Genomic DNA, 25,991 nt, shown 5'->3' with positions numbered 1-25,991 from the left:
GAGGACCCGACGTGCTCCGTTTTCGACATATCCGAGCGCTGACCGTCGCGGTCTTCATGGCGGCGTGCGCCGCGCCTTTCGCATCGACCGCGGCGCAGGCGGCTGACGCCGCCACCATCAAGCGCGGCGAATACCTCGCGCGTGCGGGCGACTGCATCGCGTGCCACACGCTGCCCGCGGGCAAGACTTTCGGCGGCGGCCGTCCGATGGACACGCCCTTCGGCACGCTCTACACGCCCAATATTTCGTCGGACAAGGAGACGGGCCTGGGTCAATGGACCGCCGACGAGTTCTACGCGATGATGCACACCGGCAAGTCGCGCGACGGCTCGCTGCTCTATCCGGCGATGCCCTTCGCGTCCTATACAAAGGTGACGCGCGCCGACTCCGACGCGATCTACGCGTTCCTGATGTCCACGCCGCCCGTGCATCAGCCGAACCGGCCGCATGAGCTGCGCTTCCCGTTCAACCAGCGGCAACTGCTGCTCGGCTGGCGCTCGCTCTTTTTCAAGGAAGGCGAATATCAGCCCGATCCGAAGCAGTCGGCGGAATGGAATCGCGGCGCCTATCTCGTTGAGGGCCTCGGGCATTGCTCGATGTGCCACACGGCGATCAACGCGCTCGGCGGCAACGTGTCGTCGAAGGCGTTCGAAGGCGGCCTGATCCCGATCCAGAACTGGTATGCGCCGTCGCTCACGTCGAACAAGGAAGCGGGCTTGGGCGACTGGAGCATCGAGGACATCGTCGGACTGCTGCATGCAGGCGTGTCGAATCGCGGCGCGGTCTATGGTCCGATGGCCGAAGTTGTCTACGACAGCCTGCAATATCTGACCGAGGAAGACGTCCGCGCGATGTCCGTCTACCTGAAGGCGCTGCCCGCGCGCTCCGGCGACAAGTCGGAGCCGCCGAGCCAGGCGGTCGTGGAACAGAAGACGAGCCTTTCGCCGCTCGGCAAAAAAATCTACGACGCCCAATGCGCCGAATGTCACGCGGCGCAGGGGCAGGGCAAGCCGCCCGATTTCCCGCCGCTCGCGAACAACCAGTCGATCGTGATGAGCTCCGCCGTGAACCCGATCCGCATGGTGCTGAACGGCGGCTATCCGCCGGGCACGTTCAAGAACCCGAAGCCGTACGGCATGCCGCCGTTCGCGCAGTCGCTCTCGGATGTCGAGGTCGCGGCGGTGGTCACGTACATCCGCACCGCGTGGGGCAATCGCGGCGCGCCGGTGACCGTGAAGGAAGTGAACGAATTGCGTTCGGCGCCACTTTATTGAGCATCGACACACCATGACCGAAGACCCGAACGAAATCGCGAAGGAAGACGCGAAGCTCGACGAGATCGTGAGGCGCGGTCCGTCAGGCGCGATCGCGCTCGCGGGCATCTCGACCGCCATCGTGATCGGCATCTGGTTCATCTTCTATTTCGCCGTGTTCCTGCCGCGTGGCGTGATCCAGTGATCCACTAAGACAAGCGCATATGGCCATCAATCCAAGCTCGCACGACGTCGCCGATCGGGTCGAACGGCGCTGGGCGATCCTCGTACTCGTCATCGTCGGCGTGCTGGTCGCGATGGTCGTCTACACCGGCATCCACTGGGCGATGATGCCGCCCTCGCGCGTCGAGACGATTCGCCCCGAAACGCTGCATCTGTCGGGCGAATTCATCGAGAGCAATCTCGGCAGCGCGCCCGAGTCGGACGGCTCGGTGACCGTGCGCATCGTCGCGCAGCAGTACTCGTTCACGCCGCAGTGCCTCGTCGTGCCGGCGGGCGTGCCGGTCACGTTCCGCGCGACGAGCTCGGACGTCGTGCACGGTTTTCTGATCACCAACACCAATATCAATTCGATGCTGGAGCCGGGCTACGTCTCGACCTTCAAGACGACCTTCGACAAGCCCGGCGAGCATTTGATGCCCTGCCACGAATACTGCGGCACCGGGCATCAGAACATGTGGGCGCATGTGAAGGTGGTGGATCGCGCCGAATTCATGCAGATGGCCGACAAGCTGCCGGCCAATTCGCGGAGAGTGTCCTGTGTTCAATAGCAAGCGCCTCGTACTCGCGCATTTCTGGCTGGCATTCATTGCCTTCGGCGTCGCGCTGCTGCTCGGCGCATGGCAGATGCTCGTGCGCAGCCCGCTGCATCCGTGGCTGCAGAATCCCGAGCTGTACTATCGCTCGGTGACGGCGCACGGCACCGTGATGGGCTATGCGTTTCCCACGCTGATCGCGATGGGCTTTGGCTACGCGGTCAGCGAGCTCGCGCTGAAGCGCCCGCTGGTGGGCCTGCGCTGGGCCTGGCTCGGCTGGTGGCTCGTCGCCATCGGCGCGGTGTGCGCGGAGACGCCGGTCGCGATGGGCCTCGCGTCGGTCCTCTACACCTTTTATCCGCCGATGATCGCCAATGCGTTCTTCTACATCGGCGTGGTGCTCGTCGTGGTCGGCTCGTGGGTATGGGTCGCGCTGATGTCGGTGAATCTGGCGTCGTGGAAGCGCGAGAACCGGGGCAAGCCGGTGCCGCTCGCGATGTTCGCGACGGTCGCGGGCGCGTACTTGTGGGGCTGGACGGCGGTGGGCGCGGCGATCGAAGTGCTCTTCATGATCCTGCCCGTCGCGCTCGGCTGGAAGACGACCATCGACGCGGGCCTCGCGCGCGTGTTCTTCTCGTGGACGCTGCACGCGATCGTCTATTTCTGGCTGATTCCGGCGTATATCGCGTACTACACGATCATTCCGCGCGCGATCGGCGGCCGTCTCTACAGCGATGCGATGGCGCGCATCTCGTTCATCCTGTTCCTCGTGGTGTCGATGCCGATCGGTATCCACCATCTGTTCGCCGATCCGCAAGTGGGCTCGGGCTTCAAGTTCCTGCATTCGGTGTTCACCGCGCTCGTCTCGGTGCCGACGCTGCTCACCGTGTTCACGATCTCGGCGTCGGTGGAGATCGCGGCGCGTCTGCGCGGCGGCAAGGGGGCGCTCGGCTGGATCAAGGCGCTGCCCTGGGACAACCCGATGATGCTGGCCGTCGCGTTTTCCTTCGTGATGCTCGGCTTCGGCGGCGCGGGCGGTCTCATCAACATGAGTTATCAGCTCGACTCGACCGTGCACAACACGCAATGGATCACGGGCCACTTCCATCTGATCTTCGCGGGCGCGATCGTCATCATGTACTTCGTGATCGCGTATGACCTGTGGCCGCATCTGACGGGCCGCGCGCTGCAAAGCGTGAAGCTGATGCGCTGGCAGTTGTGGCTGTGGTTCATCGGCATGATCGTGCTGACGTTCCCGTGGCATTTCGTCGGCATTCTGGGGATGCCGCGACGCATGGCGTTCTATGACTACAAGGACCCGGAGATCGCGGCGCAGGCGCTGTCGGTCGTGATCTCGGTGGTGGGCGGATTCATCCTCGTCGTGTCGGCGGTGCTGTTCTTCATCGTGCTGATCAAGGCGCATCGCGCGCCGAAGATCACGGTCGAGGAGTTCCGCTTCAGCCGCGCGGTGCATGAGCCGCGCACCATACCGGTTGCGTTGAACAGCTTCGCGTTGTGGCTCGTGCTGATGATCGGCCTCACGCTCGTCAACTACGGCTTTCCGATCGCGCAACTGCTCGCGCGCTCGGACACGGCGGTGCCCGCGGTGCCGATCGGAGCGCAGCGATGAGCGACGAACGCCTCTTCACATTCCGCAACCGCTGGTTCACCGTCAGCGTGTTGGGGACGATCGCGCTTGCGGCGATATCGATTCTGATCGGCTTCGCGTGGTTGCCTTCGGTGCATCGCGATGCGCAGTTCACCGGCATCTGGAACGCGATCTGCAGCGCGGCGGGCGTGCCGCGCAACTGGTATTCGGGCGATACGACCGTCGAGCCGAAGATGAAGCTGACGAGCGTCGAAGTCACGCCGCAGCTGCTCGCGAATGCGAGCGCGAACTCGATCGGGCGCGGCGCGACGCTGGCCTTGCGTTGCACGATGTGTCACGGCGAGCGCGGCATGAGCGAGGCGAATTCGCCGAATCTCGCGGGGCAGTATGCGTCGGTGATCTACAAGCAGCTGATCGATTTTCAGAAGGGCGCGCGGACCAATGCGGTGATGTCGCCGATGGCGATGAACCTGAGCGATCAGGATATGCGCGATCTTGCCGCGTACTATGCGAGCCTGCCGAGGCCGCCCGCGCAGCGCAAGGTGAGCGATTCGCTTGCACCGCCGATCGTCGCGCATGGTGCGCCGATGCGCAATATCGCGCCTTGTGCGGCGTGTCATGGGGGCATCGATAGTAAGGCTGGGAGCCCTTGGCTCGATGGGTTGCCGGCATCGTATACGAAGGCGCAACTGGTTGCGTTCGCCAATGGCACGCGGACTAACGATATCAATGAGGTCATGCGCAATGTTGCGCGCAACATGACGGCTGAAGAGATCGATGCTGCGGCGATGTATTACGCGAGGGAGTTGAATGCTGGCGCGAAGTGAGTTTTTGGTGGGGTTTTCGCCGGATCCCGTTTTTCGTGTCGGTCTATTAGCGTTGCCCCTGTGCGGGGCGGCAGTCACTTTCTTTGCTGTTGTCGATGGCGCTTCGGATGCCCGCCGCTGCGTGTCTGCGCCTCTATGTAATCCTGTTTTCGCGTCGGTCTATTAGCACTGCCCCTGTGCGGGGCGGCAGTCACTTTCTTTGCTGCTGCAAAGAAAGTAACCAAAGAAACAGCTATCCCCATCCAAAGTACTTCACACCGGCCCCGGCACAGAAGCACTCTCGTGGTCCGGCAGTAGCGAGTGCCCTCGTAGGCCTAACCGGGCTTGGATCGCGCACGATCTGTCACATCGCACCACTTAACTGACTGGTAAGGCGCCAAATAGCTCCGGCCCGCTTCGCGGCCGACCGGTCCATCGGGTCGGCACACACTTCCTTGCTAACGCTTCTATCTCACTGCATTCGCCGCAGGTTGGTTTCCCTTGCAAACCCAACGGCAGCGCGTAGCGCTGTGCCGGAGCTATTTGGTGCTGAACCAGCGCCCTTAATGGTCTAGCTTGACAGACCGTGCGCGGTCCATGCCCGGTTAGGCCTATGAGGGCACTCGCTACTGCCGGACCACGTGCGAAGTTCTGTGCCGCGGCCGGCATGAAGTGCTTAGGCTGGGGAAAGCTGTTTCTTTGGTTACTTTCTTTGCAGCAGCAAAGAAAGTGACTGCCGCCCCGCACAGGGGCAACGCTAATAAACCGACACGAAAACAGGATTTCACGCACGCACCCGAAAAAACCAGGCGACTACCGCCCCGCGCACGGGCAGTGCAAATAGACCGACGCGAAAACAGGAAGCCCATAGGAGCACAAGAAAAACCCCCAACCTAACCCAATACCGAACAAGGGGCTTCGTTGCCCCCTCCCGACGCTTTCTGTATCGTGGCCCGAAGAATGCTGAAAAAACCAGCAGCCCAAGGAAAGCGAATCCAAAATGGAACCCCAAAGCGAAGCGATAAAAACCGACGTATTGATCATCGGCGCGGGCCCCGTAGGGCTATTCGCCGCATTCGAGGCCGGCGTGATCGGCCTCACATGCCAGATCGTCGATACGCTCGAGCGCATCGGCGGGCAGTGCATCGAGCTCTATCCCGACAAGCCGATCTACGATATCCCTGCGATCCCGTCATGCACCGCGCGCGAGCTCGTCGATCGGCTGCTCGAGCAGATCCTGCCCTTCGACGTGCCGATCCATCTCGATCAACGGGTCGAGTCCGTGACCCAGCGCGACGATCACCGCTGGACGGTCACGACCGCGCGCGGCATGACGTTCGACTGCGCCGCGATCATGATTGCCGCGGGCAACGGCGCGTTCGTGCCGCAGCGCCTGCAGTTGCCCGAAGCAGCCGCGCTCGAAGGAAGCGACATTCACTACAGCGTCGCGCGCGCGGCGGATTTCGCCGACAAGGAGATCGTCGTCGCGGGCGGCGGCGATTCGGCGCTCGACTGGGCGCTCGCACTGAAGGGCATCGCGAGGAAGCTCACGCTCGTGCATCGGCGCAACGGCTTCTCCGCGACGGCCAATTCCGTCGCGACCATGAAGCGCGCAGTCGATGCGGGCGAGATGGACTTCGTCGTCGGCATGATCGAGTCGCTCGATGCGCCCGATGGCAAGCTGCGCGGCGTGCGCATCAAGCAGGTCGAAGGGGCGACCGATATCGCCGCGGACAAGATCGTCGCGATGTATGGCCTCGTCTCGGAGCTCGGGCCGATCGCCGCATGGAATCTCGATGTGCGCGGCGGGCGCATCGAAGTGGATACGTCGAACTATGAATCGTCGCGGCCCGGCATTTTCGCGGTCGGCGATATCGCCAATTATCCGAACAAGCAGAAGCTCATTCTGTCGGGCTTTCACGAAGCATCGCTCGGATTGCGCAAGGCTTATTCATACGCGTATCCCGAGAAAAAGCGCGTGCATGTGCATTCGAGCTACGACACCAAACTCGCAGAGCGCGTCATCGCCGCGCACGCGGCCGACAGCGCGTGATCGCACGCATCGTCGGATGGCTGGTGCTGGCGTCGCTCGCCGGAGCGATCGCATTTGGCTATGCGGTGTACTCGAAGCGCATCGTGCTGCCCGAGCGCTACGATCCGTTCGCGCCGCTCGACGTGCGCGCGCCGCAAGGTCCGCTCACGCGCTTCAAGCTATGGCGCACGATGCACGACGCGCAACGCTGCGATGCATCGCTCGCGCGCTCCGGTCTCGTCTATCGTGAGATGGCCGATGCGACCGGGGCGGGCGGCTGCGAGCTCAAGGACGTGGTGCGCGTCACGCAGTCGGAGGACATTCGCTTCAGCGCGCCTTTTCTCGCAACCTGTCCGCTCGCGCTCGGCCTCGCGTATTTCGAGCATCAGTATCTTCAGCCTGCCGCGCTCGACAGCTACGGCGAGCGCGTCGCGCGCATCGAGCACGTGGGCAGCTATGCGTGCCGCAACGTGAATCATCAGCAGGACACCGCGCTGAGCCAGCACGCGAGCGCGAACGCCATCGACCTGACCGGCTTCGTGCTCGACGACGGGCGCCGCATCACGCTCGCGCGCTGGGACGATGCCGCATCGCCCGATGGCCAATTCCTCCGGCGCGTTCGCGAAGGCGCATGCCGTTCCTTCGACACGACCCTCGGCCCGGACTACAACGCGCTGCACAAGACGCACTTTCACGTCGATATGGGCCCGTATCGCGTCTGCCGTTAGCGTGGTTGGAGCGCTCGCGCGCCGACGCGTCACCGCGGGTTCGCTAAAATCGAGATGAACGCGGCACGTGCGGCATGCGCGCGCCGCAGAATCCACCCTCGACATATCGGAACAGCGAATGACGAAACAAGAGACCGCCACGCAAGATCCCTACGAACGACGCGCATTGCTGCTGCATCTCGGCGACGTGCTGGAGTCGGTGTTTTGCCTGAGCCAGTGCGCCGACGATTACGCGAGCATCGGCGAAGCGGTGAAGGGCAACGAAGCGCTCGCGGGCTTCACGCTGCTCGGCTTCATCGACGAAAAGATGGCGCCGCGCGATTTCATCCGCCGCGCGTCGGGTGCGTTCTTCGTGTGGCCGAAGGCGCTGCTCGACGAAACGCTGAATCGCCCGTTGCTCGCCAACACGGTGAAGCACGATCTCTTCGCGGACAACGCGAAGGGCTGGGAGGCCTATAGGCAGGAGCGGCGCAAGGACGCGCCGTGGTTCGGCGAGGATCTGCCGGATGTCGCGAAAAGTGCGGCCCCGGCGCACGAGGCGGCGCCCGCCGCCGCGCCGCAGAAACAGAAAGGCAAGGCCGCGTCCGACAAAGCATCGCGCTATTCGACGTGGCCGTGGCCCGATAAACCTGCCGACGCCGATAACGCCTGAGCGAAGGCGGCCACGCGCCGCCTTATTGCTTCTTGCCCATGCTGCTCGCGCCCGCGTCGAAGCCGAGTCCGTTCGGCCGGTCGGGCGCCGCGCCCTTGCCCGATGATGCCTTGCCGGGCCGCGTCTTCAGCGCATCGCTGGCGTTCGCGGCGGCCGCGGCCGGCGGCGTGACGTTTTTCTCCTGATACGCGGGCGTGCTGTCGTAATCGAGCTTGTTCGGTTTCTGCTGTCCCTGCTGGGCGCTTGCCGCAACGGCCAGTGTGCCGCCGAGCAGGATCCCCGCGATGCGCCCGAGTGTGCCGAGTGTGGGTCTCATCGGTTGCCTCCCTTTGTTCTGCACTTTCCTTTTAGCCAGCAAGCGATGGGCCCGGACGCATGCGGCTTCGCCCGCATGTTTGCCGTTTCTCAAGCCTTGACGGATATGACTGCGCATAAGCAATTAAGCGTTGACCGCAGTCACGGGCGCCTGCGCAGGCACCCGGGAAAATCCCTGCTTTCAATAGGGAAAGACGGCAATGAGAAAAGCTTTGGGGGCCACTGCGATGGCATGCACGGCGCACGCGGCGGGCGATGCATCGTCGAACGATTCGATGGGCGGCATCCACGCGGGCGACCTTCTCGTGCGCCTGCGCGCGATCAGCATCGAGCCCGATGTGACAGCGGGCGGCGTGCTCGGCACGCTCGGCGTCGGCATGAAGTTCTGACGCGCGACGTTTCCCGCTTCATATGAGCGGACGCGCTCCATGTCTGAAAAATTGGCGGAAGATGCCGGTGCTTCTGGCGTGGACCATCCCGCGCTCGCGGTATCCTTGACAGCAGGCCCGGCGCAGACTCGCGCCGCTCGATCACTCGTGGCGGTGCGGCCTGCAACGACTAATAAAACCGCATCGGGGAACCGCAAGCCAATGAGACCTTCCACTTACGCGGGAATCGCCTTGCTCGCGGCGTGTGGCGCCGCCTTCGCACAACAGCCGCTCACCGTGCCCGGCCGCAGCCAGAGCGCGTGGCAGCAATCGATCGATAACGCCGCGTGCTACGGCTACGCCAATCAGACGACGAAAGTGAACATGGCGCGCGAATCGCAGACACCGCCGCGCGATGCGCAGCGCGAAACGCGTGTGCTCACGCCGCCGCGTCCGGTCGAGCCGCCGCTGCCGCCGGCCGCGTCGGGCGCGCACGGCGCTTCAGCCGCGGTGGCGGCGTCGGGTGCATCGGCGGTGATGGCGGCTTCGGGCGCATCGGCGGTGCCGATGGCGGCCGCGTCCATGCCGCCCGGCGCGTCCGGCCCGATGCCCGGCCTTCCCGCGATGCCCGCATCGATGGCGGCCGGCGCTTCCGGCGCCTCCGACGCGATCTACGGCGGCGACATGAAGATGCCGCCGCTGCCGCCGCCCGAACCGCCGATGGCGCGTTACTGGCGCGCCTATAGCGACTGCATGCAGAACCGCGGTTATTTCGTGCGATGAACGCTCGGCCGCTTCACGAAGGCGGATGCGCGTGCGGCGCGGTGCGCGTGCGCGTCGCGGGCGAGCCGAAGGAAGTGAATCTGTGCCACTGCATGACGTGCCGCCGCATCCACGGCGCGCCGTTCGGCGTGTATGCGATCTTCCCGCGCAACGCGTTTCACGTATCGGGCGATACGGTCGCCTGGGAAAGCTCGCCGACCGGGAAGCGGCACCATTGCCCGGCATGCGGCTCGCCGATCTATCTGGCCTTCGACGGCGTGGACGAGATCGAAGTGCCGACCGGCATCTTCGATGAAACCGGGCTTTATCCGCCGCAGTACGAAATCTGGTGCAAGAGCGCCGAGCCGTGGCACGACGCCCAAGGGCGGCCGCGCTTTGCGCGCGGCGCGCCCTGATCAGGCTATCGGCACATCAGCACTCGACGATCGCCTTCACGACGCCCGCCTTCGGATCGAGCAGGGAAGAGAACTGCTCGGGCACGTCGGAGAGCGTCAGCCGATGCGTGTTGAGCGCGTCCGTCGGCACTTCGCCCTTGCGCATCGCGGCGAGCACCGTTTCGAAGTCTTCGGGCGTCGCGTTGCGGCTCGCGAGCAGCGTCGCCTCGCGCTTGTGGAATTCGGGATCGGCGAAGGAGATGCGGTCCGGCACGATCGACACCAGCACGTACTTCCCGCCATGCGCGATGAACTCGAAGCCGCGCTCCATCGCGCGCGAGTTGCCGGTCGCGTCGAACACGACATCGAAAAATTCGCCGTTCGTGAGCTTCGACAGTTCTTCCTTGTCGCGCTCGCCGATCTGCACGGTTGCATCGACCTTCAGTTCGCGCTTGCAGAACGCGAGACGGTCTTCGCGCGTGTCGAGGGCCGTGACGTTCGCGCCGCGCAGACGCGAGAACGTGATCGCCGCCATGCCGATCGGACCCGTGCCGACCACCAGCACGCGCTGGCCCGGTTGCACGTCCGCGCGGCGCACGGCGTGCGCGCCGATCGCGAGGAATTCGACCATCGCGGCCTGATCGAGCGTGACGCCTTCGGCCTTGTGGACGAACTGCGCGGGCAGATTCAGATACTCGGTGAACGCGCCGTCGCGATGCACGCCCAGCACCTGGATGTTCACGCAGCAGTTGGTCTTGCCCTGACGGCACGCAATGCACTTGCCGCATGAGAGATAGGGCATGACGTAGACGGTGTCGCCCGCCTTCAGGCCGCTCGACGCGTCCGCTTCCTCGATCACGCCGGAGAGTTCATGGCCCATCACGCGCGGATACGAAAGGTACGGCTGATTGCCGGTGAAGATGTGCAGGTCCGTGCCGCACACGCCGACGCGCTTCACGCGCAGCAGCACTTCGTTATCGCCGCGCTGCGGCTTCTCGCGCTGTTCGGCTTTCAGGGTTCCGGGCGTTTCGCAAATGACGGTCAGCATGCTCGTGTCTCGTGGTGTCGTTGGAGTGGGGCGTCCGACAATCTAACGACGCTGGCCGATTTGGTCAAGCCAATTTCAATATTGAAAAAGTGGTAAGGCCAGAGGCGAGGGCAGCGGCGCGCGCGGTTTCGCCATATATTTCGACGAGGACGAACCGCGCTCGACGCGCGCCATAAGGAAACCACGTGCATCAGCTTCATGAATTCGTCGAACGGCATCCGCGGCTTTTCGTGCTTTCGGGCGCGGGCATCAGCACGGAATCGGGCATTCCCTGTTATCGCGACCGCGAGGGCCAACGCACCGGCCGCGCGCCGATCCTGCTGAAGGATTTTCTCGGTTCGGACTACGCGCGGCGCCGTTACTGGGCGCGCAGCCTGATCGGCTGGCCGGTGGTGGCGCACGCCGAGCCGAACGCCGCGCATCACGCGCTGCGGGCGCTGGCGGCGCGTTCGCGGGTGCATCGGCTGGTCACGCAGAATGTCGATGGCTTGCACACGCGCGCCGGCAATCCCGACGTGATCGAGCTGCACGGCAATATCGGCCGCGTGCGCTGCATCGAATGCGGCGAACGCCATACGCGCGCGGCGGTGCAGCGCATGCTGGAAGCGGCGAATCCGGATTTCGTCGGCTACACGGCGCCCGCGGTGCCGGACGGCGACGCGCACATCGAGGATCTCGACTTCGCCTCGTTCGATGTTCCCGGCTGCACGCGCTGCGGCGGCGTGCTCAAGCCCGACGTGGTGTTCTTCGGCGAAAGCGTGCCGCGCGCGCTCGTCGACGACGCGGCGCGCTCGCTCGAAGCCGCCGACGCGATGCTCGTCGTCGGCTCGTCGCTGATGGTGTATTCGGGCTACCGCTTCTGCGAGTGGGCCGCGAGAAGCGGCAAGCCGATCGCGGCGATCAACATCGGCAAGACGCGCGCCGACGCGCTCCTCGCGCTGAAGATCGAAGCGCCGTGCTCGGAGGCGCTCGCGGGCCTGATCGAGCGCCTCGACGCGCGGCCGGTGGCGGGCTAACGCTTACTTCGATTCGCGCGACAGCGTTTCGATGCCTTCGTAGAGACGCTTCGCATCCGACATGCGCGAGAAGAGCGCGGGCGTCACGCGGACCACTTCACCGGCGTCGGGACCGGGGCGCGTCACGGTGAACACGCCGAAGCGCTCGCGCAACGCGGCGACGATCGCATCGCAGGCTGCTTTGGTCGTGTGGCCCTTCAGGCGGAACGCGGTGATGCCCGCGGTCATCGACGGATCGTCCGGCGTCATGATCTGCACGCCGGGAAGTTCGCGCGCCGGCTTGGCCCACGCATCGCGCAACGCACGCAGACGCGCCTCCTTCGCCTTTGCCCCGATCGCGCCATGCACGTCCAGCGCGGACGGCAGCGTGAACCACGCGGCGAAGTTCGGCGAGCCGGTATGCACGCGCGCGCGGATGTCGTCGGCGGGCCAGGTGCGGTCGCCGAAATACGGATCGATCGACGCGACGTGCCCACGGCGGATATAGATCGCGCCGCAGCCGAGCGGCGCGCCGATCCACTTGTGCAGATTCAGCGCGGCGAACGGCGCATTGAGGTCGGGCACGTCGAAATCGAGTTGTCCCCAGGAATGCGCGGCATCGACGATCACGTCGGCGCCCATGTCCTTCGCCATCGCCGATATCTCGGCGACGGGCAGCACGAGGCCGGTCGCGAAGCACACATGCGAGAGCAGCACGAGCTTCGTGCGCGGATGGTCGCGCAGCGCCTTCGCGTAGGCGTCCAGAACCGCTTCGCGCGTGGCGGGCTCGGGCATCGTGATGCGCACGGGCGTGACGCCGCGCCGCTCGCGCAGCCATTCCATCGCGTCCTTGCCGCACGGGTAATCGAGATCGCTGTAGAGCACGGTATCGCCGGGCGCCACGCGGTTGTAGCCGCTGATGAGCGCGAGCAGCGCTTCGGTCGCGTTGCGCGTCAGCTCGATTTCCTCGACGGCACAGCCCATCGCCGCGGCGAGCCGCTCGCGCAAGCCCTGATACAGCGGCATCAGATGCGGGCGGATCAGGAGCGTCGTCTCGTGGTTCACGCGATCGGTCCAGTGCTGGAACATCGCTTTCACCGGCTCGGTCATCGCACCCCAGAAGCCGTTCTCCAGATTGATCAGCGCATCCGAATGACGCCACAGGCCGCGCACGGCGTCCCAGTAGTGCGCGTCGGTGGCGAGGCCGGTCGCGGGCGTGGGCGGCAGCGCGGCGAGCGCGGCTTCGAAATCGGGCGTGCGGTAATCGAGGAGATCGGGCATCGGTTCGGAATGTTGAGTAATCGTGGCGGGGGCGAGCACGAACGTTCAGTATCGCCGATCCGCCATCGTTGTGTAAGTTGGTCGCGCGGGCGCATCGATCAAACGCACGCCCTCTGCATCTTTACCCTTCAGACCGAATCGGCGCCGCCGTAATCAGTAACAAGAGCGCAGTGCCTCACAAGAAGGCGAACGTTCGTACAGTGCGAAACGTCCTGGCGCCATACGTTCCCCGAACGGACCCTGAGAGAACCCCACAATATGAATCTCAAGAACATCACGATCAAAAACAGGTTGATCGCAGGATTCGGCATTCTGGCCGTGCTGGTCGTGCTGGTAGCGGGCATGTCGCTGCGCGCGCTGTCCGATGCGACCGACGGCTTTGCTCATTACGTGAACGGCATCAACGCGCGGGCCGACGTCGCCGGCCAGATCCGCACGGCCGTCGACCGGCGCGCGATCGCGGCGCGCAATCTGGTGCTCGTCACGAAGCCCGCCGACCTCGAACTGGAAAAGGCCGAAGTCACGCGCGCCCACGAGGACGTGCGAGCGCGTCTCAAGCAACTGAACGACATGCTCGCCAGCGCGACCGACACGAGCGAGAAGGCGAAGACCCTCGCCGCGGAAATGGTGCGCGTGGAGGCGCTGTACGGGCCCGTCGCGACGAACATCGTCGGGCTTGCGCTCGCGGGCAGGCACGACGAGGCGGTGCGGGCGCTCGACGAGCAGTGCCGTCCGCTGCTCGCGCAACTCATCAAGGCCACCGACGATTACGCGACGTACACCGCCGCGCGCCGCGAGGACATCGTGCGTGCCGACCAGGAGAGCTTTCAGGCGCAGCGCAACGTGCTGATTGCGCTGTGCGCGGCGGCGGCGCTCTTCGCGGGAATCGCGGGCGTGATGGTCACGCGCTCGATCACGACGCCGATCGGCGAGGCGGTCGGCATCGCGCGGACGGTGGCGCGCGGCGATCTGACGAGCCGCATCGTCGCGGACACGAAGGACGAAACCGGCGACCTGCTGCGCGCGCTCGCGACGATGAACACGCGCCTCACCGAAACCGTGAGCCGCGTGCGCGAAAGCAGCGGCGCGGTCGGCGGCGCGGCGCAGGAGCTCGCGACCGGCAACACCGATCTGAGCCAGCGCACCGAAGAGCAGGCCGCGTCGCTGCAGCAGACGGCGGCGAGCATGGAAGAGCTGACCTCGACGGTGCGTCAGAACGCCGAGAACGCGCAGCAGGCGAGCACGCTCGCGTCGAACGCGTCGGCTATCGCGAAGAAGGGCAGCGATGTCGTCGGCCGCGTGGTCGAGACGATGACCGGCATCAGCGACAGCGCCGGCCACATCGCGGAGATCACCGGGATCATCGAGGGCATCGCGTTTCAGACCAACATCCTAGCGCTCAATGCAGCGGTCGAGGCCGCGCGCGCGGGCGAGCAGGGCCGCGGCTTCGCGGTCGTGGCGAGCGAAGTGCGCAGCCTGGCGCAGCGTTCGTCGACGGCGGCGAAGGAGATCAAGGAGCTGATCGCGGATTCGACGGCCAAGGTGCGCGACGGCTCCGTGCTGGCCGGAGAAGCGGGCACGACGATGATCGAAGTCACGCAGGCCGTCGCGCGCGTGACGGACATCATGCAGGAGATCGCGGCGGCGTCGGCGGAGCAGGGACGCGGCATCGAGCAGGTGAATCACGCCATCGCCCAGATGGATGAAGTCACGCAGCAGAACGCCGCGCTCGTGGAAGAAGCGGCGGCCGCCGCCACTTCGCTCGAGGAGCAGGGACGCAGGCTCAACGAAGCGGTGGCGTTCTTCACGGTGAACGGCGCGGCGGCGGTGCATGCGCCAGTTGTGAAGCCCGCGCGGCGCGCGGCGCCCGTGGCGATGCCGAAGCGGGTCAACGCCGACGGCTGGAGCGCCTTCTGAGACGCCGGCTCAGGCGTTGACGTCGACGATCACGCGTCCCTTCACTTCGCCGCGCAACAGACGCGCGGCGACGTCGGGCGCATCGGCGAGCGGAATGACCGTCGCGACGCTTTCGATGGTCGCGACCGGCACTTCATCGGCGATCGCCTGCCACGCCGCGATGCGCCGCTCGCGCGGCACGTAGACGCTGTCCACGCCCAGCAGGGCGACGCCGCGCAAGATGAACGGCGCGACCGTCGCCGGGAGATCCATGCCTTGCGCGAGGCCGCAGGCGGCCACCGCGCCGCCGTAGCGCAGGCTCGCGCAGACGTTCGCCAGCGTATGGCTGCCGACGCAATCGACCGCCGCCGCCCAGCGCTCCTTCTGCAGCGGCTTGCCCGGCTCGGACAGGCTCGCGCGCTCGACGATATCCGCCGCGCCCAGTTCGCGCAGCCGTTCGGCTTCCTCAGGACGCCCCGTCGACGCGATCACGCGAAACCCGCGCTTCGCCAGAATCGCGACGGCAAAGCTGCCGACGCCGCCGTTCGCGCCCGTCACGAGCACGTCGCCGTCCGCGGCGCTCACGCCGTGCTTTTCCAGCGCCTGCGCGCACAACATCGCCGTATAGCCCGCGGTGCCGACGGCCATCGCCTGGCGCGTCGTGATCTTCGCGGGCAAGGGAATCAGATGATCGCCCGGCACGCGCGCCTTCTGCGCGAGCCCGCCCCAATGCGTTTCGCCCGCGCCCCAGCCGTTCAGCACCACTTTGTCGCCGGGCCGGTAGTCCGGGTGCGCGCTCGTCTCGACGACGCCCGCGAAGTCGATGCCCGGCACCATCGGCCACTTGCGCACGACCGGGCTCTTGCCCGTGATCGCGAGTCCGTCCTTGTAGTTGAGCGTCGAAAATTCGACGCGCACCAGCACGTCGCCATCACCGGAAGCAGCAAGGCTCGATTCGTCGAGCGACTTGATGGATGCGACCGTGCGGTCGTCCTGTTTTTCGAGCATGAGGGCGTTGAACATCGGCGGGGCTCCGGGTTGAGGGTTGAGCGGCGCGTGAATGAAAACGAGGCGGCGCACGAGAACGTGGCCGCCCCGGTTTACCTGAAACGATGCATCAATGATGCTCGAATTCCGCGCGCGGCTTGGGCGTCGCCTTCACCTTGGTGTACTGGAACTCGGGCAGCGCCTTGATCGCGTCCTTCGTCGCGCCCGCGAGCACGAACTGGCCGTTCTTTACGTCGAGCTGCTCGATGGGAATGGCGACGTCGTGACGCGCCACGCCGAGGAACTTGTTCGCCGCGATGATCGCGAACGAAACCGATTTGTCGGGCGCGACGATGATGTCGTTGATCACGCCGACGCGCTGTCCCTGTTCGTTCACGACAGGCTTGTTGAGAACGGATTTCTTGATGCTCCAGCCGTCGATGATGGCGGTCGACACCTCGACCGATACGCCGAGCGGCTGCGACCCCGCAACCTGGGCGAACGATGCCGTGGAAGTCAGGCCGAGTGCCGACGATGCAACGAGCAGTGCCACGAGTTTCGATTTCATTGGTTCGATTCCTCAAAGGATTGGGCAAACCGGTTCAATGGAATGCGCATTCAAGCTTCCGGCGCGGTAGAAGTTTGAACGTTAATCGTGGTTTCTGCAGGAACGGTGTAAGGATGCGTCGCGCGCACTGCAATAGTGCGAACGTGCGGCGCGTGTTTCAGCGCGATACGTGCGTCAGCGCGTCGGCCTTGTGCACGGCGCGCTTGCCGCTCTTGTCGCTTTCGACCTCGAAGTGCGGATCCTCGCGCGACGCGTCGACGGTATGGCCGTCGAGCGTCGTGCGTTCGGTGACGACACGCACGATATGTCCCGTCGTTTCGCCCTGCGGCGTGTTCCAGCGGACGTGATCGTGCAGCTTGAAGGATGTGCTCATGGCGCTCGGCTCCGGTGAAACGTCGATGTTTCAGCGAAGCGCAACCGCCATGCCCGTCATTGCAGGCGGTCGAGCGTCGCGTCGTCGGCCTGGCCGCCGAAGTAGCGGCGCAGCGCTTCATCGAAGACGTCGGGATCGTCGGCGGTGCGCGCGAAGAGCGTCATCGACGAATGAAATTTCATGTCGTCCGGATAGCCAAAAATCTGATCGACGCCGCGCCCCTGCACCCCGTTGACGATGCGCGTCAGCTCGACGAGCCGCGCACCCAGAACCGGATGCGCGAGATACGCCTTCGCTTCGTCGCACGATGAGATCGCGTAATGCTGCGCCATCGCGCTGTGGCCGAGACCGGCGATCTGCGGGAAGACGAACCACATCCAGTGCGTGCGCTTGCGGCCGGCGGAGAGCTCGGCGCGCACATCGTCGATGACGCTTTCCTGGGCGTCGACGAAGCGCTGAAGGTCGAATGGATCGCTCATGGCGGACTCCTTTATGCGACTGCGTCGGCGATGCGCCGGGTCATCGCGGCATCGGGATAAACGCCGACGCCCGCGTGCGCGTTGTCGATCATGTATTCGCGCCGTCCGGTGCCGGGAATCACGCACGTGACGGCCGGGTTGCCCAGCACGAATTTCAGCAGAAGCTGTGCCCACGAGGTGCAGCCGAGTTCTTGCGCGAACGCGGGCAGCGGGCGGTTCTTGAGGCTCGCGAGCAGCGAGCCGCCGCCGAACGGCTGATTGACGATCACCGCGACGCCGCGCTCGGCGGCGAGCGGCAGAAGGCGCGCTTGCGCATCGCGGTCGTTGGCGGCGTAGTTGATCTGCACGAAGTCGATGCGCTCGGAACGCAGCACCGCTTCGACTTGCGGAAACGCGCCCGACGTGTAGTGCGTGACGCCGATGTAGCGGACTTTTCCGGCGGCTTTCCAGTCGCGCAGGGTGGCGAGATGCGTGCGCCAGTCGAGCAGGTTGTGGATCTGCATGAGGTCGATGCGATCGGTCTGCCACAGGCGCATCGACTGCTCCATCTGCGCGATGCCGGCGGCGCGGCCATCGGTCCAGACCTTGGTGGCGATGAAGGCTTTGTCGCGCGTGTGCGCTTCGGCGAGCAGCGCGCCCGCGACGGCTTCGGAGGACCCGTACATCGGCGATGAATCGATCACCGATCCGCCTGCGCCGAAAAGCACGCGCAGGACGCCGGCGAGTTCGCGGCGGCGGGCGGCGTCGTCGCCGACGTCGAAGGTGCGCCACGTGCCGCAGCCGATGACGGGCAAGCCTTCATTGGTCGACGGAATGGGGCGTTTGTGCATCGGCTGAAGCGGCGCGTCGGCGGCGTGCGCCGCGCGGTCGGCCTGCGCCGCGAGGGTTGCGGCGGCGGCCGCGCGCAGAAAGGCGCGGCGCGTGGTCATGCGCGTGGCGCGCGGGGACAGCCGCGCCTGGAGAACCTTACGGGGAAACGGCGCATGTTCTCCTCCTGCCGGAGAGTGAGCGGCGCGAACCTATTGCTCTCGGAAACGCGCGACGGCGCAAAGTTCCGCGCCGCTTCGTGCGCGGCGTCTCCTCAATGCTTCTTCAGCGCGGGCGTCCTGCGAAACCCTCTGAACCTTTCCCGCCGATGCTCTTCATCGAAGTGCGCGCGCGCGGGCTTCACGAGATCGCTTCTCGACACGATGCCGACGAGCCGCAACGACTGCTTGTCCGCGACCACCGGCAAGCGCTCCAGCTCGTGCACGGCGAGGCGCGTCGCGGCCAGGCGGCACGGCTCGCCCGGCAGCGCGAACGACGGCGCGCCGTGCGCCTGCCGCTGCAGAGCCTCGCCGATGCCCACGCCCGCTTCCTGCGCTGACGAACCGCCGATCAGCGTCCCGAGCGACGCCCGGTCGAGCATGCCGACGAGCACGCCGTCGCGCACCACCGGATACGCGCGATGCACCTGCTGCGGCCCGAAGTGCTTCGCGAGCACGTCGGAGAGCGGCGTGGCCGCGTCGATCGTGAGCACGTCGCGGGTCATGACTTCATCGACGTGATGACGCTCCAGCGGATCGACACCGTATTCGCGATAGATGTGATACCCGCGCCGCGCGATCTTCTCCGTCATGATCGAGCGCTTCATCACGACCGTCGCGAAGCCGTGCGCGACGAGCGTCGCGGCGAGCAGCGGCAGCAGCGCGTTGGCATCGTGCGTGAGGCCGAACGCGAAGACGATCGCGGTGAGCGGCGCGCCCAGCGTCGCGCCGAGCGTCGCGGCCATGCACACGAGCGGCCAGAGCGCGGCATCGTGGCCGGGGAGGACCGCGCCGAGCACCGTGCCGAGGCCCGCGCCGAGCATCAGCAGCGGCGCGAGCACGCCGCCCGACGTGCCGGACGCGAGCGCGATGACCCAGATGATCGCCTTCACGGCGAGAATCGACAGCGCCACCTGAATCGCGATGTGCTGATGCAGCAGATCGCCGATCACGTCATAGCCGACGCCGAGCGCGCGCGGCTCGAAATAGCCGCCGATGCCGACGAACACCGCGCCGATCGCCGGCCACCACATCCAGTGGATCGGCAGCTTGTGGAACACGTCCTCCAGCTTGTAGAGCGCCGCCGACAAACCCGACGCCAGCGCGCCCGACAGCAGGCCCGCGACGAGGCATGACAGCAGCGAAATCATCTGCGGCGGCTGCGTCTCGAGCGGAAAGAGCGCGCCCGTGCCGAACACCGCCGCGCGGGCGAAACCCGCGACCGCGCACGCGAGCGCGACCGGCAGAAAGCTGCGCGGGCGCCATTCGAACAGCAGCAGCTCGACTGCGAGCAGCACCGCCGCGACCGGCGTGCCGAACACGGCGGTCATCCCCGCCGCCGCGCCCGCGACGAGCAGCGTCTTGCGCTCGGCGGCCGTCACGTCGATGCATTGCGCGATCAGCGAGCCGAGCGCGCCGCCCGTCATGATGATCGGGCCTTCGGCGCCGAACGGCCCGCCGCTGCCGATGACGATGCCCGAGGACAGCGGCTTCAGAATCGCCACCTTCGGCGACATGCGGCTCTTGCCGAAGAGAATCGCTTCGATCGCCTCGGGAATGCCGTGGCCGCGAATCTTCTCCGAGCCGAAGCGCGCCATCATCCCGACGATCAGCCCGCCGATCACCGGAATCGCGATGACCCACGGCCCGAGCGTATTGAGCGCGGGCGAGCGGTCCTCGAAGGAAAACGTGCCGAAGAAGAACAGGTTCGTGAAGAGATGGATGAGCCCGAGGAGCAGGACGGCCGCGAGCGTGGCGATCGCGCCGATGATGGCGGCGAGCCCGCATATTTTCAGCAACCGGTCGTTGACCGAAAAGTCGCGTTTGTGATGGTCCATGGTGTACTCCCGGGAATGTCAGAGATCGATTTGCGGCACGCGGAACGCGCCATCGAGCGACTTGAGTTCGGCGCGATGCAGCGCGGCGAGGCGTTCGAGCACGTCTTCGCCGCGCGCTTCGAGATGCACGCGCACCTGGCGGCGATCCTCCTCGCTCGGCTTGCGGCGCACGAGCCCGGCCGCCTCGCAGCGCGTGACGAGCGCCACGACGCCGTGATGCTGCGATTGCAGCCGCTCGGCCAGCTCGCCGACCGTCGCCCAGTCGCGGCCCGGATAGCCCTTGATGTGCAACAGCAGCAGGTATTGCAGCGGCGTGATGCCTTCGTCCTGCACGGCGCGCTCGGAAAAGCGCTCGAAGCGCCGCATCTGGTAGCGGAATTCGGACAGTTGCTCGAAGTCCGGCTTGTTGAGGTTGCGGGGGGCGTTCATCGGATGTCGGATAGCGTCGGGCGGATCGGCGGCATCAGGCGCTCTTGCGCTCGCCCGCGAACGATTGTCGATAGAGGCCCGAAATCAGGTCGGCTTCGGTGATCATGCCGGCGAGCTGATCGTGCGCGCCGACCACCGGAATATGGTGGTGCCCGAAGTGCGCGAACATCGGCACCAGCTCGGCGATGGCGGTGCTCGTCTTCACCGTGCAGACGTCTGTCGTCATCAGCGAGGCGACGCGCGGCGGGGTCGTCGACGGGCCGCGCATGAGGCGTTCGATCGCGTGCTTCACGCCTTCGACGAAGCCGCCGCGGCGCACCGGCGCCAGGTCCGCGCGCGTGACGATGCCGCACACGCGGCGCGTCGCGTCGATCACCGGCAGCGCTTTCACGTGATGCTTGTCGATGAGCGCGAGCGCTGCCTGCGCGCTCGTGTCCGGCGACACCGAGACGACCGCGCGCGACATGATGTCCGCGCACGTGAACTCCGTGAAGCGGCGCGCGTAGGCCTGCAACTGGGTTTCGCGCAACAGCGTTTCGAGATCGTCCGGATCGACGTCGAGCATTTCGCTGCGGCGCGCGAGCACGGCTTCGAGATCGGCGCGCGTAAACGATGCGGTGTCGGGCGGCGCGCTCGCCGGTTTCGGCGCGGCATGGCCGTGCGGATAGCGGTGGCCGGTCAGCGCATGGAACACGATGGCCGACGACAGCAGCGCCATCGACTGGATCGCCACCGGCGCGAGCACGAAGCCGTAGCCGAGCGCGTGGATCGACGGCCCGCCGAGCACGGCCGTCAGCGCGACTGCGCCCGAGGGCGGATGCACGCAGCGCAGCGCGAACATCGCGCAGATCGCGAGACAGGCGGCGAGCGCGGCGGCATCGACGGGATCGTGGACGAACATCGCGCAGGTCACGCCGACCGTCGCGGAGACGATGTTCCCGCCGATGATCGACCACGGCTGGGCGAGCGGACTGGCGGGGACGGCGAAGAGCAGCACGGCCGAAGCGCCCATCGGCGCGATGAGATACGGAATCGCCGATGCATCGCCGACCAGCAGATGCGCAAGCCCGCCCGTGAGCGCGATGCCGATGAGCGCGCCGAAACCCCCGCGTAAACGCTCGGTCCAGCGCAGGGTGACGGGAGCGGGGAGAAAGCCATGCAGCCAGCGAAGCAATGCGATGCGCGACACTTTTCAGCGTTCCGGGAGGAGTCAGTGGGGGGACACACTGGCTGGCCGGGCGGTAGCGCGAGAGCAAGCGTGCGTAAAACGCAAAATTATATCGCAATATGATACAAAATGTCGCGCGTTTCGATTTGTCGCGGCTGAACGGGCGTACGCAGCCGCGGCGTCCTCCTGTACGATGAACTTTCCTTCGCGCGGCGCGGACACTTCGACATGGCTCGTCGCTTCATCCCTCTCGTGGCCTGCGTCATCGCCGGCGTGTGCGCGGGGTCGTGCGCGGTTGCCGCCACGGCCGACGATCCTTCGACCATCGTCAGCGACGTACATGAGTTCGTCGTCGCCGATGACGGCTCGCTCGCCGAGGACGACACCACCGTGCTGCGCGCGAACACGTCGGCGGGCATCGACGAGATCGCGCAGCGCTATGTCTGGTACGACAAGAGCGTGTCGAACGTGGAGATCGTCGAGGCGTATTCCGTCGATGCCAACGGCTTGCGCCACGACGTCTCGAAGGATCAGATCCGCGATATTCAGGAGCCGCGTTCGGCGGGCGCGCCGACGTTTCAGGACGCGAAGCTGCGCGCGGTGATCTTTCCGGCGGTGGGCGTCGGCTCGACGGTGCATCTGCGCTTTCGCAAGAGCCAGGCGGCGGCGGTGATTCCGGGGCAGTTCAACTATTACGTCGATCCGGGGCAGCGGCCCGTGCTGCAGCAGCGCCTCGTCTTCGATCTGCCCGCCGGCAAGCCGCTTTTTGCCGATGCGCGCGGCTATATCGCCGAGCCGCCGGTCACCGAGAACGGCCGCACGCGCTATGCGTTCGTGTACCGGCGCGAGCACATCGCGCGCATCGAAAGCGGCTCGGTCGGCTATGCGCAGTACGGCGACCGGCTCGTCGTGACGACCTTTCCCGACTACGCGAGCTTCGCGAAGAGCTACCGCGACGCCGCCGCCGATCCGTCCGCGACCGATCCCGCCGTTCGCGCGCTCGCGCTGTCGCTCACGCAAAACGACGCCGACGACCGCGCCAAAGCGAAGACGCTCTACGACTGGGTGCGCCGCAATATCCGCTATGTCGCGATGTTCATCGGCCAGAGTCCCGCCGTGCCGCATCGCGTCACGGAGGTGCTCGCGAACCGTTATGGCGATTGCAAGGATCACGTCGCGCTTTTCGGCGCGCTGCTCGATGCCGTGGGCATCCGTAACGAGCCCGCGCTGATCGGGCTCGGCGCGGTCTATACGCTGCCGTCGGTGCCGGGTTATGGCTCGGGCGCGATCAATCACATCGTCACGTGGCTGCCGGACCTGAATGTCTATGCGGACAGCACGGCGTCGAGCGTCGAGTTCGGCTTTCTGCCGCTCGCGGACATGGACCGGCCCGCGCTGCTCGTGAACACCGGCGCGCTCGCCCGCACGCCCGCGACGCAGACGCTCGCGCGCACCGCGCGTCTGCAGATCGAGGTCGCGCCGCAAGGCGAGGCGAGCTTCGCTTACTGGGTCGAGGATGCGGGATGGAGCGCCGAGATCGAGCGCATGAATCTGCGGCTCGCGAACGCCCAGCGGCGCGACCAGATCGCGGCGGACCGGCTGCGCTTCACGAACCTGCGCGGCGCGGGCGCGCTGACGACGAGCAATGTCGATGCAAGCGGCGGCCCGTTCGCGACGACCTTGCGCGGCACGCTCGACGATATCGTCTGGCCGACGGGCACGACGGCGCTGCCCGCGCTGACGAGCCTGTCGGGCGGCATCGCGACGACGACGCGCAACTGGCTCGCCGAGCGCACGCGCACGCAGCCGTATCTGTGCATCGGCGGCAGCTTCGACGAGGTCGCGCAGATCACGCTGCCGAAGGCGATGCGCGTCGCCGAAGTGCCCGACGATGTCGATTTCACGAGCGATTTCTTCCGCTACCGCTCGCGTTATCTCTTCGATCCGTCGACCAATGTCATTCAGATCTCGCGCACGCTGGAAGCGCGCTTCGGCAGGCAGGTCTGCTCGCCGGAGGACTTCCGGGCGGCGGCGCCCGCGCTCAGGAAGATCGAGCGCGATACGCAGGCGCAGATCATCGTCAGAGCCGCGGACCGATGAAGGTCTTCACTCCATATCCCGCCCGACGCGAAAGCCGTTCTGCGACTGCCTCACGCTGGAGCTGTACTTGAAGCGCGTCGCGGATTGCATGTAGGCCGCGCCTTCGCGCCACGAGCCGCCGCGAATCACGCGCACGGAGCAGGAGGGATCGTCCCAGGCGCGGCCATCGGCGGGCGCGTTCTTGTATGAGCTGTGCCAGCAGTCGGCGACCCATTCCCAGACGCTGCCGTTCATGTCGTAGAGACCGTAGGGATTCGCCGCGAACGATCCGACGGGCGTCGGCGCTTCGGGCTTGTACGGATCGCCGCAGTCCTTGCAGTCGGCGGTGCCTTTCTTCATCTGATCGCCCCACCAGTACGTCGACTGCGTGCCGCCGCGCGCGGCGTATTCCCATTCGGCTTCCGTCGGCAGACGATAGGCCTTGCCGCCCACCTTGCTCAGCCATTTGACGTACACCTGCGCGTCGTCCCAGCTCACGTTGCGCATCGGCGCGTTGCCCTGGGGCGTTGCGTCGCCGTCCATCGAGATGCGCGTGCACGCGCCCGCGTCGGCGCAGGCGTTCCATTGCTCGACCGTCACTTCGTATTTGCCGATGGCGAACGCATGCCCGATCGAAACGCGGTGCGGCGGCTTCTCCGCCGGATCGTCGCTGTTGCTGCCCATCGTGAAGCTGCCAGGTGAGATCGGGATCAGCACGGGGCACGACGGGCAGTCCTTGATTTCGCCGCCGGCGGCCGTCTTCGCGGCGGGCTTTGCGGCTGCGGCAGCGGGCGCGGCGGGCGCAGTGGCGGCCGGTGTCGCCGGGCGCGCTTTTTCCGGCGCGGCGGCGGTGGACGGCGCGGGCTTCGGTGCCGGGGACGCGGGCGTGGCCGTCGCCGCGGGCGGTGCAACCGGTGCCGATGCCGCGGGTTTCGCATTCGCCGTCCCCGACGCGCGCAGGCGCTCGATGCGCGCCTTGGCGAGCGCCGCGAACCGGCCATTCGGATAAGCCTTCAGATAGGCCTCGTAATCGCTCGCGTAGGTGCTGTCCTTGATCGAATCCCAGAACGTCAGTTCGTACTGCTCGCTGCTGTCTTTCGGGAGGATGCCGCGCGTGCGTGTGGTATCGGCGGATTGATCGCGATCAATACGATTCGCGTCCGCGACGTACACGCGCGCCGATGCATCCGCGATGGCGAAGTTCGCGTCCAGCGTCGATGCGATCCACGGCCGCTGCGCGCCTTGCGAATGGCGTGCGACATCGGACGCGGCGGTTTCGAATGTCGCGGATGTCATCGGCGAGCGCTGGCCCAGCGCATGCAGCAGGGCCGCCGTGTAGCGCCCGTTGCGCCCGCTTTCGACGGCTGCATCGCCCGGCGCCGCCGCATAGGCGACGAGCGTGCGCGGCGGCAGCGTCCAGGTCTGGGCGCGCGTTTTCTCGAAGGGAGCGGTCAGACACATGTCCAGCACGACGATGTTCGCCGCATCCGGCCGCGCGCGCGTCATGCGCTCGACGATATCCTTCGCGGAAAGCGTGTCGCGCACGAGTGTCGCGGGCTGACGCACGCGCGCGTCGAGCGGCAGGAGTAGCGCATCGCCGCCCGCCTGCAATCCGTGACCGGCAAAATAGACGACGCTCGTGTCGCGCGGGCCGAGACGCGCGGCGAAGGCATCGAGTGCCTGCCGCAGTGCGGCGGCATCGAGATTCGCGCGGCGCGTGACGTGAAAGCCGAGCGAGGCGAGGGCGGCGCTCATGTCATCGGCATCGCGGGAGGCGCTGGCTAGCGGTTCGTCGGCATAGTCGGCATTGCCGATCACGAGCGCGAACCGCTGCGGGGCGTTTGCTCGTGCGTCGATGGTGATCGAAGCAGGCGGCGATGTGACGGCTGCCGCGCAGGCGGGCGCGAGCGCTTCGCCGACCATCAGGAACACGCCCGCGATGAGAAGAGTTCGCCACATATTCACACCCTGTCCGTCCGGCTTTGAGTGGAGGGCATGGCGCCGCATGCGCGCCTAATGCCGAGGCTTCGGGGCGAGGTCCACGCCCTCTGTGTCCAGCACCAACAACGATAGCACGCGCTCACGCGGCGCTTAATCCCCCGAAAGAAGGTATCCGTGATGGGGTGCGA

Annotated in this window: 25 protein-coding genes and 1 pseudogene; 14 read left to right on the top strand and 12 right to left on the bottom strand. The window is 66.2% G+C overall.

The genetic code is table 11. The features are described from left to right. The first annotated feature begins 56 nt into the window (after positions 1-56). From AWB78_RS11025 to AWB78_RS10995, 8 genes are all read left to right on the top strand, one after another. Positions 57-1,274: a c-type cytochrome gene (locus AWB78_RS11025; RefSeq protein ID WP_096031774.1), complete on the top strand. Its 1,218-nt coding sequence runs from the start codon at positions 57-59 to the stop codon at positions 1,272-1,274. Between the two features lie 13 nt (positions 1,275-1,287). Beyond that, on the top strand, positions 1,288-1,458 hold the full coding sequence (locus tag AWB78_RS47600) for a hypothetical protein (protein ID WP_096031773.1): 171 nt from the start codon (positions 1,288-1,290) through the stop codon (positions 1,456-1,458). A gap of 19 nt (positions 1,459-1,477) precedes the next feature. Further along, the gene (locus AWB78_RS11020) at positions 1,478-2,044 is read left to right on the top strand and encodes a cupredoxin domain-containing protein (protein ID WP_062604604.1); all 567 of its coding nucleotides are present in this window, start codon (positions 1,478-1,480) and stop codon (positions 2,042-2,044) included. Then, a complete protein-coding gene (locus AWB78_RS11015; protein ID WP_062604603.1) occupies positions 2,034-3,659 on the top strand; it encodes a b(o/a)3-type cytochrome-c oxidase subunit 1 in 1,626 nt (541 codons plus the stop codon). Before AWB78_RS11020 ends, AWB78_RS11015 begins: the two co-directional genes overlap by 11 nt. Then, the gene (locus tag AWB78_RS11010; protein ID WP_062604602.1) at positions 3,656-4,465 is read left to right on the top strand and encodes a c-type cytochrome; all 810 of its coding nucleotides are present in this window, start codon (positions 3,656-3,658) and stop codon (positions 4,463-4,465) included. Before AWB78_RS11015 ends, AWB78_RS11010 begins: the two co-directional genes overlap by 4 nt. 979 nt (positions 4,466-5,444) lie before the next feature. After that, a complete protein-coding gene (locus tag AWB78_RS11005) occupies positions 5,445-6,497 on the top strand; it encodes an NAD(P)/FAD-dependent oxidoreductase (RefSeq protein ID WP_062604601.1) in 1,053 nt (350 codons plus the stop codon). After that, positions 6,494-7,204 carry an extensin-like domain-containing protein gene (locus AWB78_RS11000; RefSeq protein ID WP_062604600.1) on the top strand — a complete coding sequence of 237 codons (711 nt, stop codon included), beginning with the start codon at positions 6,494-6,496 and terminating at the stop codon, positions 7,202-7,204. The genes AWB78_RS11005 and AWB78_RS11000 overlap by 4 nt, the downstream gene beginning before the upstream one ends. A gap of 118 nt (positions 7,205-7,322) precedes the next feature. Then, entirely contained in the window at positions 7,323-7,856 is a 534-nt protein-coding gene (locus tag AWB78_RS10995; RefSeq protein ID WP_062604599.1) for a hypothetical protein, read from the top strand. Positions 7,857-7,878: 22 nt separating this feature from the next. Here AWB78_RS10995 and AWB78_RS10990 read toward each other — a convergent pair whose 3' ends face one another. Continuing rightward, positions 7,879-8,172: a hypothetical protein gene (locus AWB78_RS10990; protein ID WP_062604598.1), complete on the bottom strand. Its 294-nt coding sequence runs from the start codon at positions 8,170-8,172 to the stop codon at positions 7,879-7,881. A 199-nt stretch (positions 8,173-8,371) separates the two neighbouring features. On the opposite strand from AWB78_RS10990, the pseudogene AWB78_RS45755 reads away from it, so the two are divergent. From AWB78_RS45755 to AWB78_RS10980, 3 genes and pseudogenes are all read left to right on the top strand, one after another. After that, positions 8,372-8,551 (top strand): annotated as a pseudogene (locus AWB78_RS45755) (OmpW family protein); the annotation flags it as partial. Positions 8,552-8,761: 210 nt separating this feature from the next. Continuing rightward, positions 8,762-9,322 carry a hypothetical protein gene (locus tag AWB78_RS10985; RefSeq protein ID WP_062604597.1) on the top strand — a complete coding sequence of 187 codons (561 nt, stop codon included), beginning with the start codon at positions 8,762-8,764 and terminating at the stop codon, positions 9,320-9,322. Further along, on the top strand, positions 9,319-9,717 hold the full coding sequence (locus AWB78_RS10980; RefSeq protein WP_062604596.1) for a GFA family protein: 399 nt from the start codon (positions 9,319-9,321) through the stop codon (positions 9,715-9,717). The genes AWB78_RS10985 and AWB78_RS10980 overlap by 4 nt, the downstream gene beginning before the upstream one ends. A gap of 16 nt (positions 9,718-9,733) precedes the next feature. Here the strand turns inward: AWB78_RS10980 and AWB78_RS10975 are convergent, their stop codons facing one another. Further along, on the bottom strand, positions 9,734-10,744 hold the full coding sequence (locus tag AWB78_RS10975) for a zinc-binding alcohol dehydrogenase family protein (protein ID WP_062604595.1): 1,011 nt from the start codon (positions 10,742-10,744) through the stop codon (positions 9,734-9,736). Positions 10,745-10,929: 185 nt separating this feature from the next. On the opposite strand from AWB78_RS10975, the gene AWB78_RS10970 reads away from it, so the two are divergent. Beyond that, on the top strand, positions 10,930-11,760 hold the full coding sequence (locus AWB78_RS10970; protein WP_062604594.1) for an NAD-dependent protein deacetylase: 831 nt from the start codon (positions 10,930-10,932) through the stop codon (positions 11,758-11,760). A 3-nt stretch (positions 11,761-11,763) separates the two neighbouring features. Here AWB78_RS10970 and AWB78_RS10965 read toward each other — a convergent pair whose 3' ends face one another. After that, a complete protein-coding gene (locus AWB78_RS10965) occupies positions 11,764-13,020 on the bottom strand; it encodes an aminotransferase class V-fold PLP-dependent enzyme (RefSeq protein ID WP_062604593.1) in 1,257 nt (418 codons plus the stop codon). Positions 13,021-13,278: 258 nt separating this feature from the next. Between AWB78_RS10965 and AWB78_RS10960 the strand changes: the two genes are divergently transcribed. Beyond that, positions 13,279-14,937 (top strand): methyl-accepting chemotaxis protein, encoded by a 1,659-nt coding sequence (locus AWB78_RS10960; protein WP_062604592.1) that lies wholly within the window; start codon positions 13,279-13,281, stop codon positions 14,935-14,937. 9 nt (positions 14,938-14,946) lie between these two features. Here the strand turns inward: AWB78_RS10960 and acuI are convergent, their stop codons facing one another. The 8 genes from acuI to AWB78_RS10920 form a co-directional block, all read right to left on the bottom strand. Continuing rightward, a complete protein-coding gene (gene acuI, locus AWB78_RS10955; RefSeq protein WP_062604591.1) occupies positions 14,947-15,939 on the bottom strand; it encodes an acrylyl-CoA reductase (NADPH) in 993 nt (330 codons plus the stop codon). Positions 15,940-16,033: 94 nt separating this feature from the next. Then, positions 16,034-16,471, bottom strand: a complete 438-nt coding sequence (locus AWB78_RS10950; protein WP_062604590.1) for a PRC-barrel domain-containing protein — start codon at positions 16,469-16,471, stop codon at positions 16,034-16,036. Between the two features lie 157 nt (positions 16,472-16,628). Then, positions 16,629-16,844 (bottom strand): hypervirulence associated TUDOR domain-containing protein, encoded by a 216-nt coding sequence (locus AWB78_RS10945; protein WP_062604589.1) that lies wholly within the window; start codon positions 16,842-16,844, stop codon positions 16,629-16,631. 56 nt (positions 16,845-16,900) lie between these two features. Further along, a complete protein-coding gene (locus tag AWB78_RS10940; protein ID WP_062604588.1) occupies positions 16,901-17,323 on the bottom strand; it encodes a DUF1810 domain-containing protein in 423 nt (140 codons plus the stop codon). Between the two features lie 11 nt (positions 17,324-17,334). Next, positions 17,335-18,252 (bottom strand): aldo/keto reductase, encoded by a 918-nt coding sequence (locus AWB78_RS10935; RefSeq protein ID WP_062604587.1) that lies wholly within the window; start codon positions 18,250-18,252, stop codon positions 17,335-17,337. 152 nt (positions 18,253-18,404) lie between these two features. Next, on the bottom strand, positions 18,405-20,186 hold the full coding sequence (locus AWB78_RS10930) for a chloride channel protein (protein ID WP_062604586.1): 1,782 nt from the start codon (positions 20,184-20,186) through the stop codon (positions 18,405-18,407). A gap of 18 nt (positions 20,187-20,204) precedes the next feature. Further along, positions 20,205-20,615, bottom strand: a complete 411-nt coding sequence (locus AWB78_RS10925) for a MarR family winged helix-turn-helix transcriptional regulator (protein WP_062604585.1) — start codon at positions 20,613-20,615, stop codon at positions 20,205-20,207. A gap of 34 nt (positions 20,616-20,649) precedes the next feature. Beyond that, positions 20,650-21,804, bottom strand: coding sequence for an HPP family protein (locus AWB78_RS10920; protein ID WP_062604584.1), 1,155 nt, complete (start codon positions 21,802-21,804; stop codon positions 20,650-20,652). Positions 21,805-22,011: 207 nt separating this feature from the next. Between AWB78_RS10920 and AWB78_RS10915 the strand changes: the two genes are divergently transcribed. Beyond that, positions 22,012-23,883, top strand: coding sequence for a DUF3857 domain-containing transglutaminase family protein (locus AWB78_RS10915; RefSeq protein WP_062604583.1), 1,872 nt, complete (start codon positions 22,012-22,014; stop codon positions 23,881-23,883). A gap of 6 nt (positions 23,884-23,889) precedes the next feature. Here AWB78_RS10915 and AWB78_RS10910 read toward each other — a convergent pair whose 3' ends face one another. Next, entirely contained in the window at positions 23,890-25,821 is a 1,932-nt protein-coding gene (locus AWB78_RS10910; protein ID WP_096031772.1) for an SUMF1/EgtB/PvdO family nonheme iron enzyme, read from the bottom strand. Positions 25,822-25,991 lie beyond the last annotated feature (170 nt).

Origin of the sequence: Caballeronia calidae (genome assembly GCF_900044055.2) — a bacterium.
Lineage (GTDB): Bacteria > Pseudomonadota > Gammaproteobacteria > Burkholderiales > Burkholderiaceae > Caballeronia > Caballeronia calidae.
Note: the sequence above shows the minus strand (reverse complement) of the source record. Positions and strands in the feature narration are given on the sequence as shown.

What these genes read in the sequence shown, in the direction of transcription:
- AWB78_RS11025 (WP_096031774.1), top strand. Translation starts at nt 57, where the DNA reads ATGGCGGCGTGCGCCGCGCCTTTCGCATCGACCGCGGCGCAGGCGGCT.
- AWB78_RS47600 (WP_096031773.1), top strand. Translation starts at nt 1,288, where the DNA reads ATGACCGAAGACCCGAACGAAATCGCGAAGGAAGACGCGAAGCTCGAC.
- AWB78_RS11020 (WP_062604604.1), top strand. Translation starts at nt 1,478, where the DNA reads ATGGCCATCAATCCAAGCTCGCACGACGTCGCCGATCGGGTCGAACGG.
- AWB78_RS11010 (WP_062604602.1), top strand. Translation starts at nt 3,656, where the DNA reads ATGAGCGACGAACGCCTCTTCACATTCCGCAACCGCTGGTTCACCGTC.
- AWB78_RS11005 (WP_062604601.1), top strand. Translation starts at nt 5,445, where the DNA reads ATGGAACCCCAAAGCGAAGCGATAAAAACCGACGTATTGATCATCGGC.
- AWB78_RS10995 (WP_062604599.1), top strand. Translation starts at nt 7,323, where the DNA reads ATGACGAAACAAGAGACCGCCACGCAAGATCCCTACGAACGACGCGCA.
- AWB78_RS10990 (WP_062604598.1), bottom strand. Translation starts at nt 8,172, where the DNA reads ATGAGACCCACACTCGGCACACTCGGGCGCATCGCGGGGATCCTGCTC.
- AWB78_RS10985 (WP_062604597.1), top strand. Translation starts at nt 8,762, where the DNA reads ATGAGACCTTCCACTTACGCGGGAATCGCCTTGCTCGCGGCGTGTGGC.
- AWB78_RS10980 (WP_062604596.1), top strand. Translation starts at nt 9,319, where the DNA reads ATGAACGCTCGGCCGCTTCACGAAGGCGGATGCGCGTGCGGCGCGGTG.
- AWB78_RS10975 (WP_062604595.1), bottom strand. Translation starts at nt 10,744, where the DNA reads ATGCTGACCGTCATTTGCGAAACGCCCGGAACCCTGAAAGCCGAACAG.
- AWB78_RS10965 (WP_062604593.1), bottom strand. Translation starts at nt 13,020, where the DNA reads ATGCCCGATCTCCTCGATTACCGCACGCCCGATTTCGAAGCCGCGCTC.
- AWB78_RS10960 (WP_062604592.1), top strand. Translation starts at nt 13,279, where the DNA reads ATGAATCTCAAGAACATCACGATCAAAAACAGGTTGATCGCAGGATTC.
- acuI (WP_062604591.1), bottom strand. Translation starts at nt 15,939, where the DNA reads ATGTTCAACGCCCTCATGCTCGAAAAACAGGACGACCGCACGGTCGCA.
- AWB78_RS10950 (WP_062604590.1), bottom strand. Translation starts at nt 16,471, where the DNA reads ATGAAATCGAAACTCGTGGCACTGCTCGTTGCATCGTCGGCACTCGGC.
- AWB78_RS10945 (WP_062604589.1), bottom strand. Translation starts at nt 16,844, where the DNA reads ATGAGCACATCCTTCAAGCTGCACGATCACGTCCGCTGGAACACGCCG.
- AWB78_RS10940 (WP_062604588.1), bottom strand. Translation starts at nt 17,323, where the DNA reads ATGAGCGATCCATTCGACCTTCAGCGCTTCGTCGACGCCCAGGAAAGC.
- AWB78_RS10935 (WP_062604587.1), bottom strand. Translation starts at nt 18,252, where the DNA reads ATGACCACGCGCCGCGCCTTTCTGCGCGCGGCCGCCGCCGCAACCCTC.
- AWB78_RS10930 (WP_062604586.1), bottom strand. Translation starts at nt 20,186, where the DNA reads ATGGACCATCACAAACGCGACTTTTCGGTCAACGACCGGTTGCTGAAA.
- AWB78_RS10925 (WP_062604585.1), bottom strand. Translation starts at nt 20,615, where the DNA reads ATGAACGCCCCCCGCAACCTCAACAAGCCGGACTTCGAGCAACTGTCC.
- AWB78_RS10915 (WP_062604583.1), top strand. Translation starts at nt 22,012, where the DNA reads ATGGCTCGTCGCTTCATCCCTCTCGTGGCCTGCGTCATCGCCGGCGTG.
- AWB78_RS10910 (WP_096031772.1), bottom strand. Translation starts at nt 25,821, where the DNA reads ATGTGGCGAACTCTTCTCATCGCGGGCGTGTTCCTGATGGTCGGCGAA.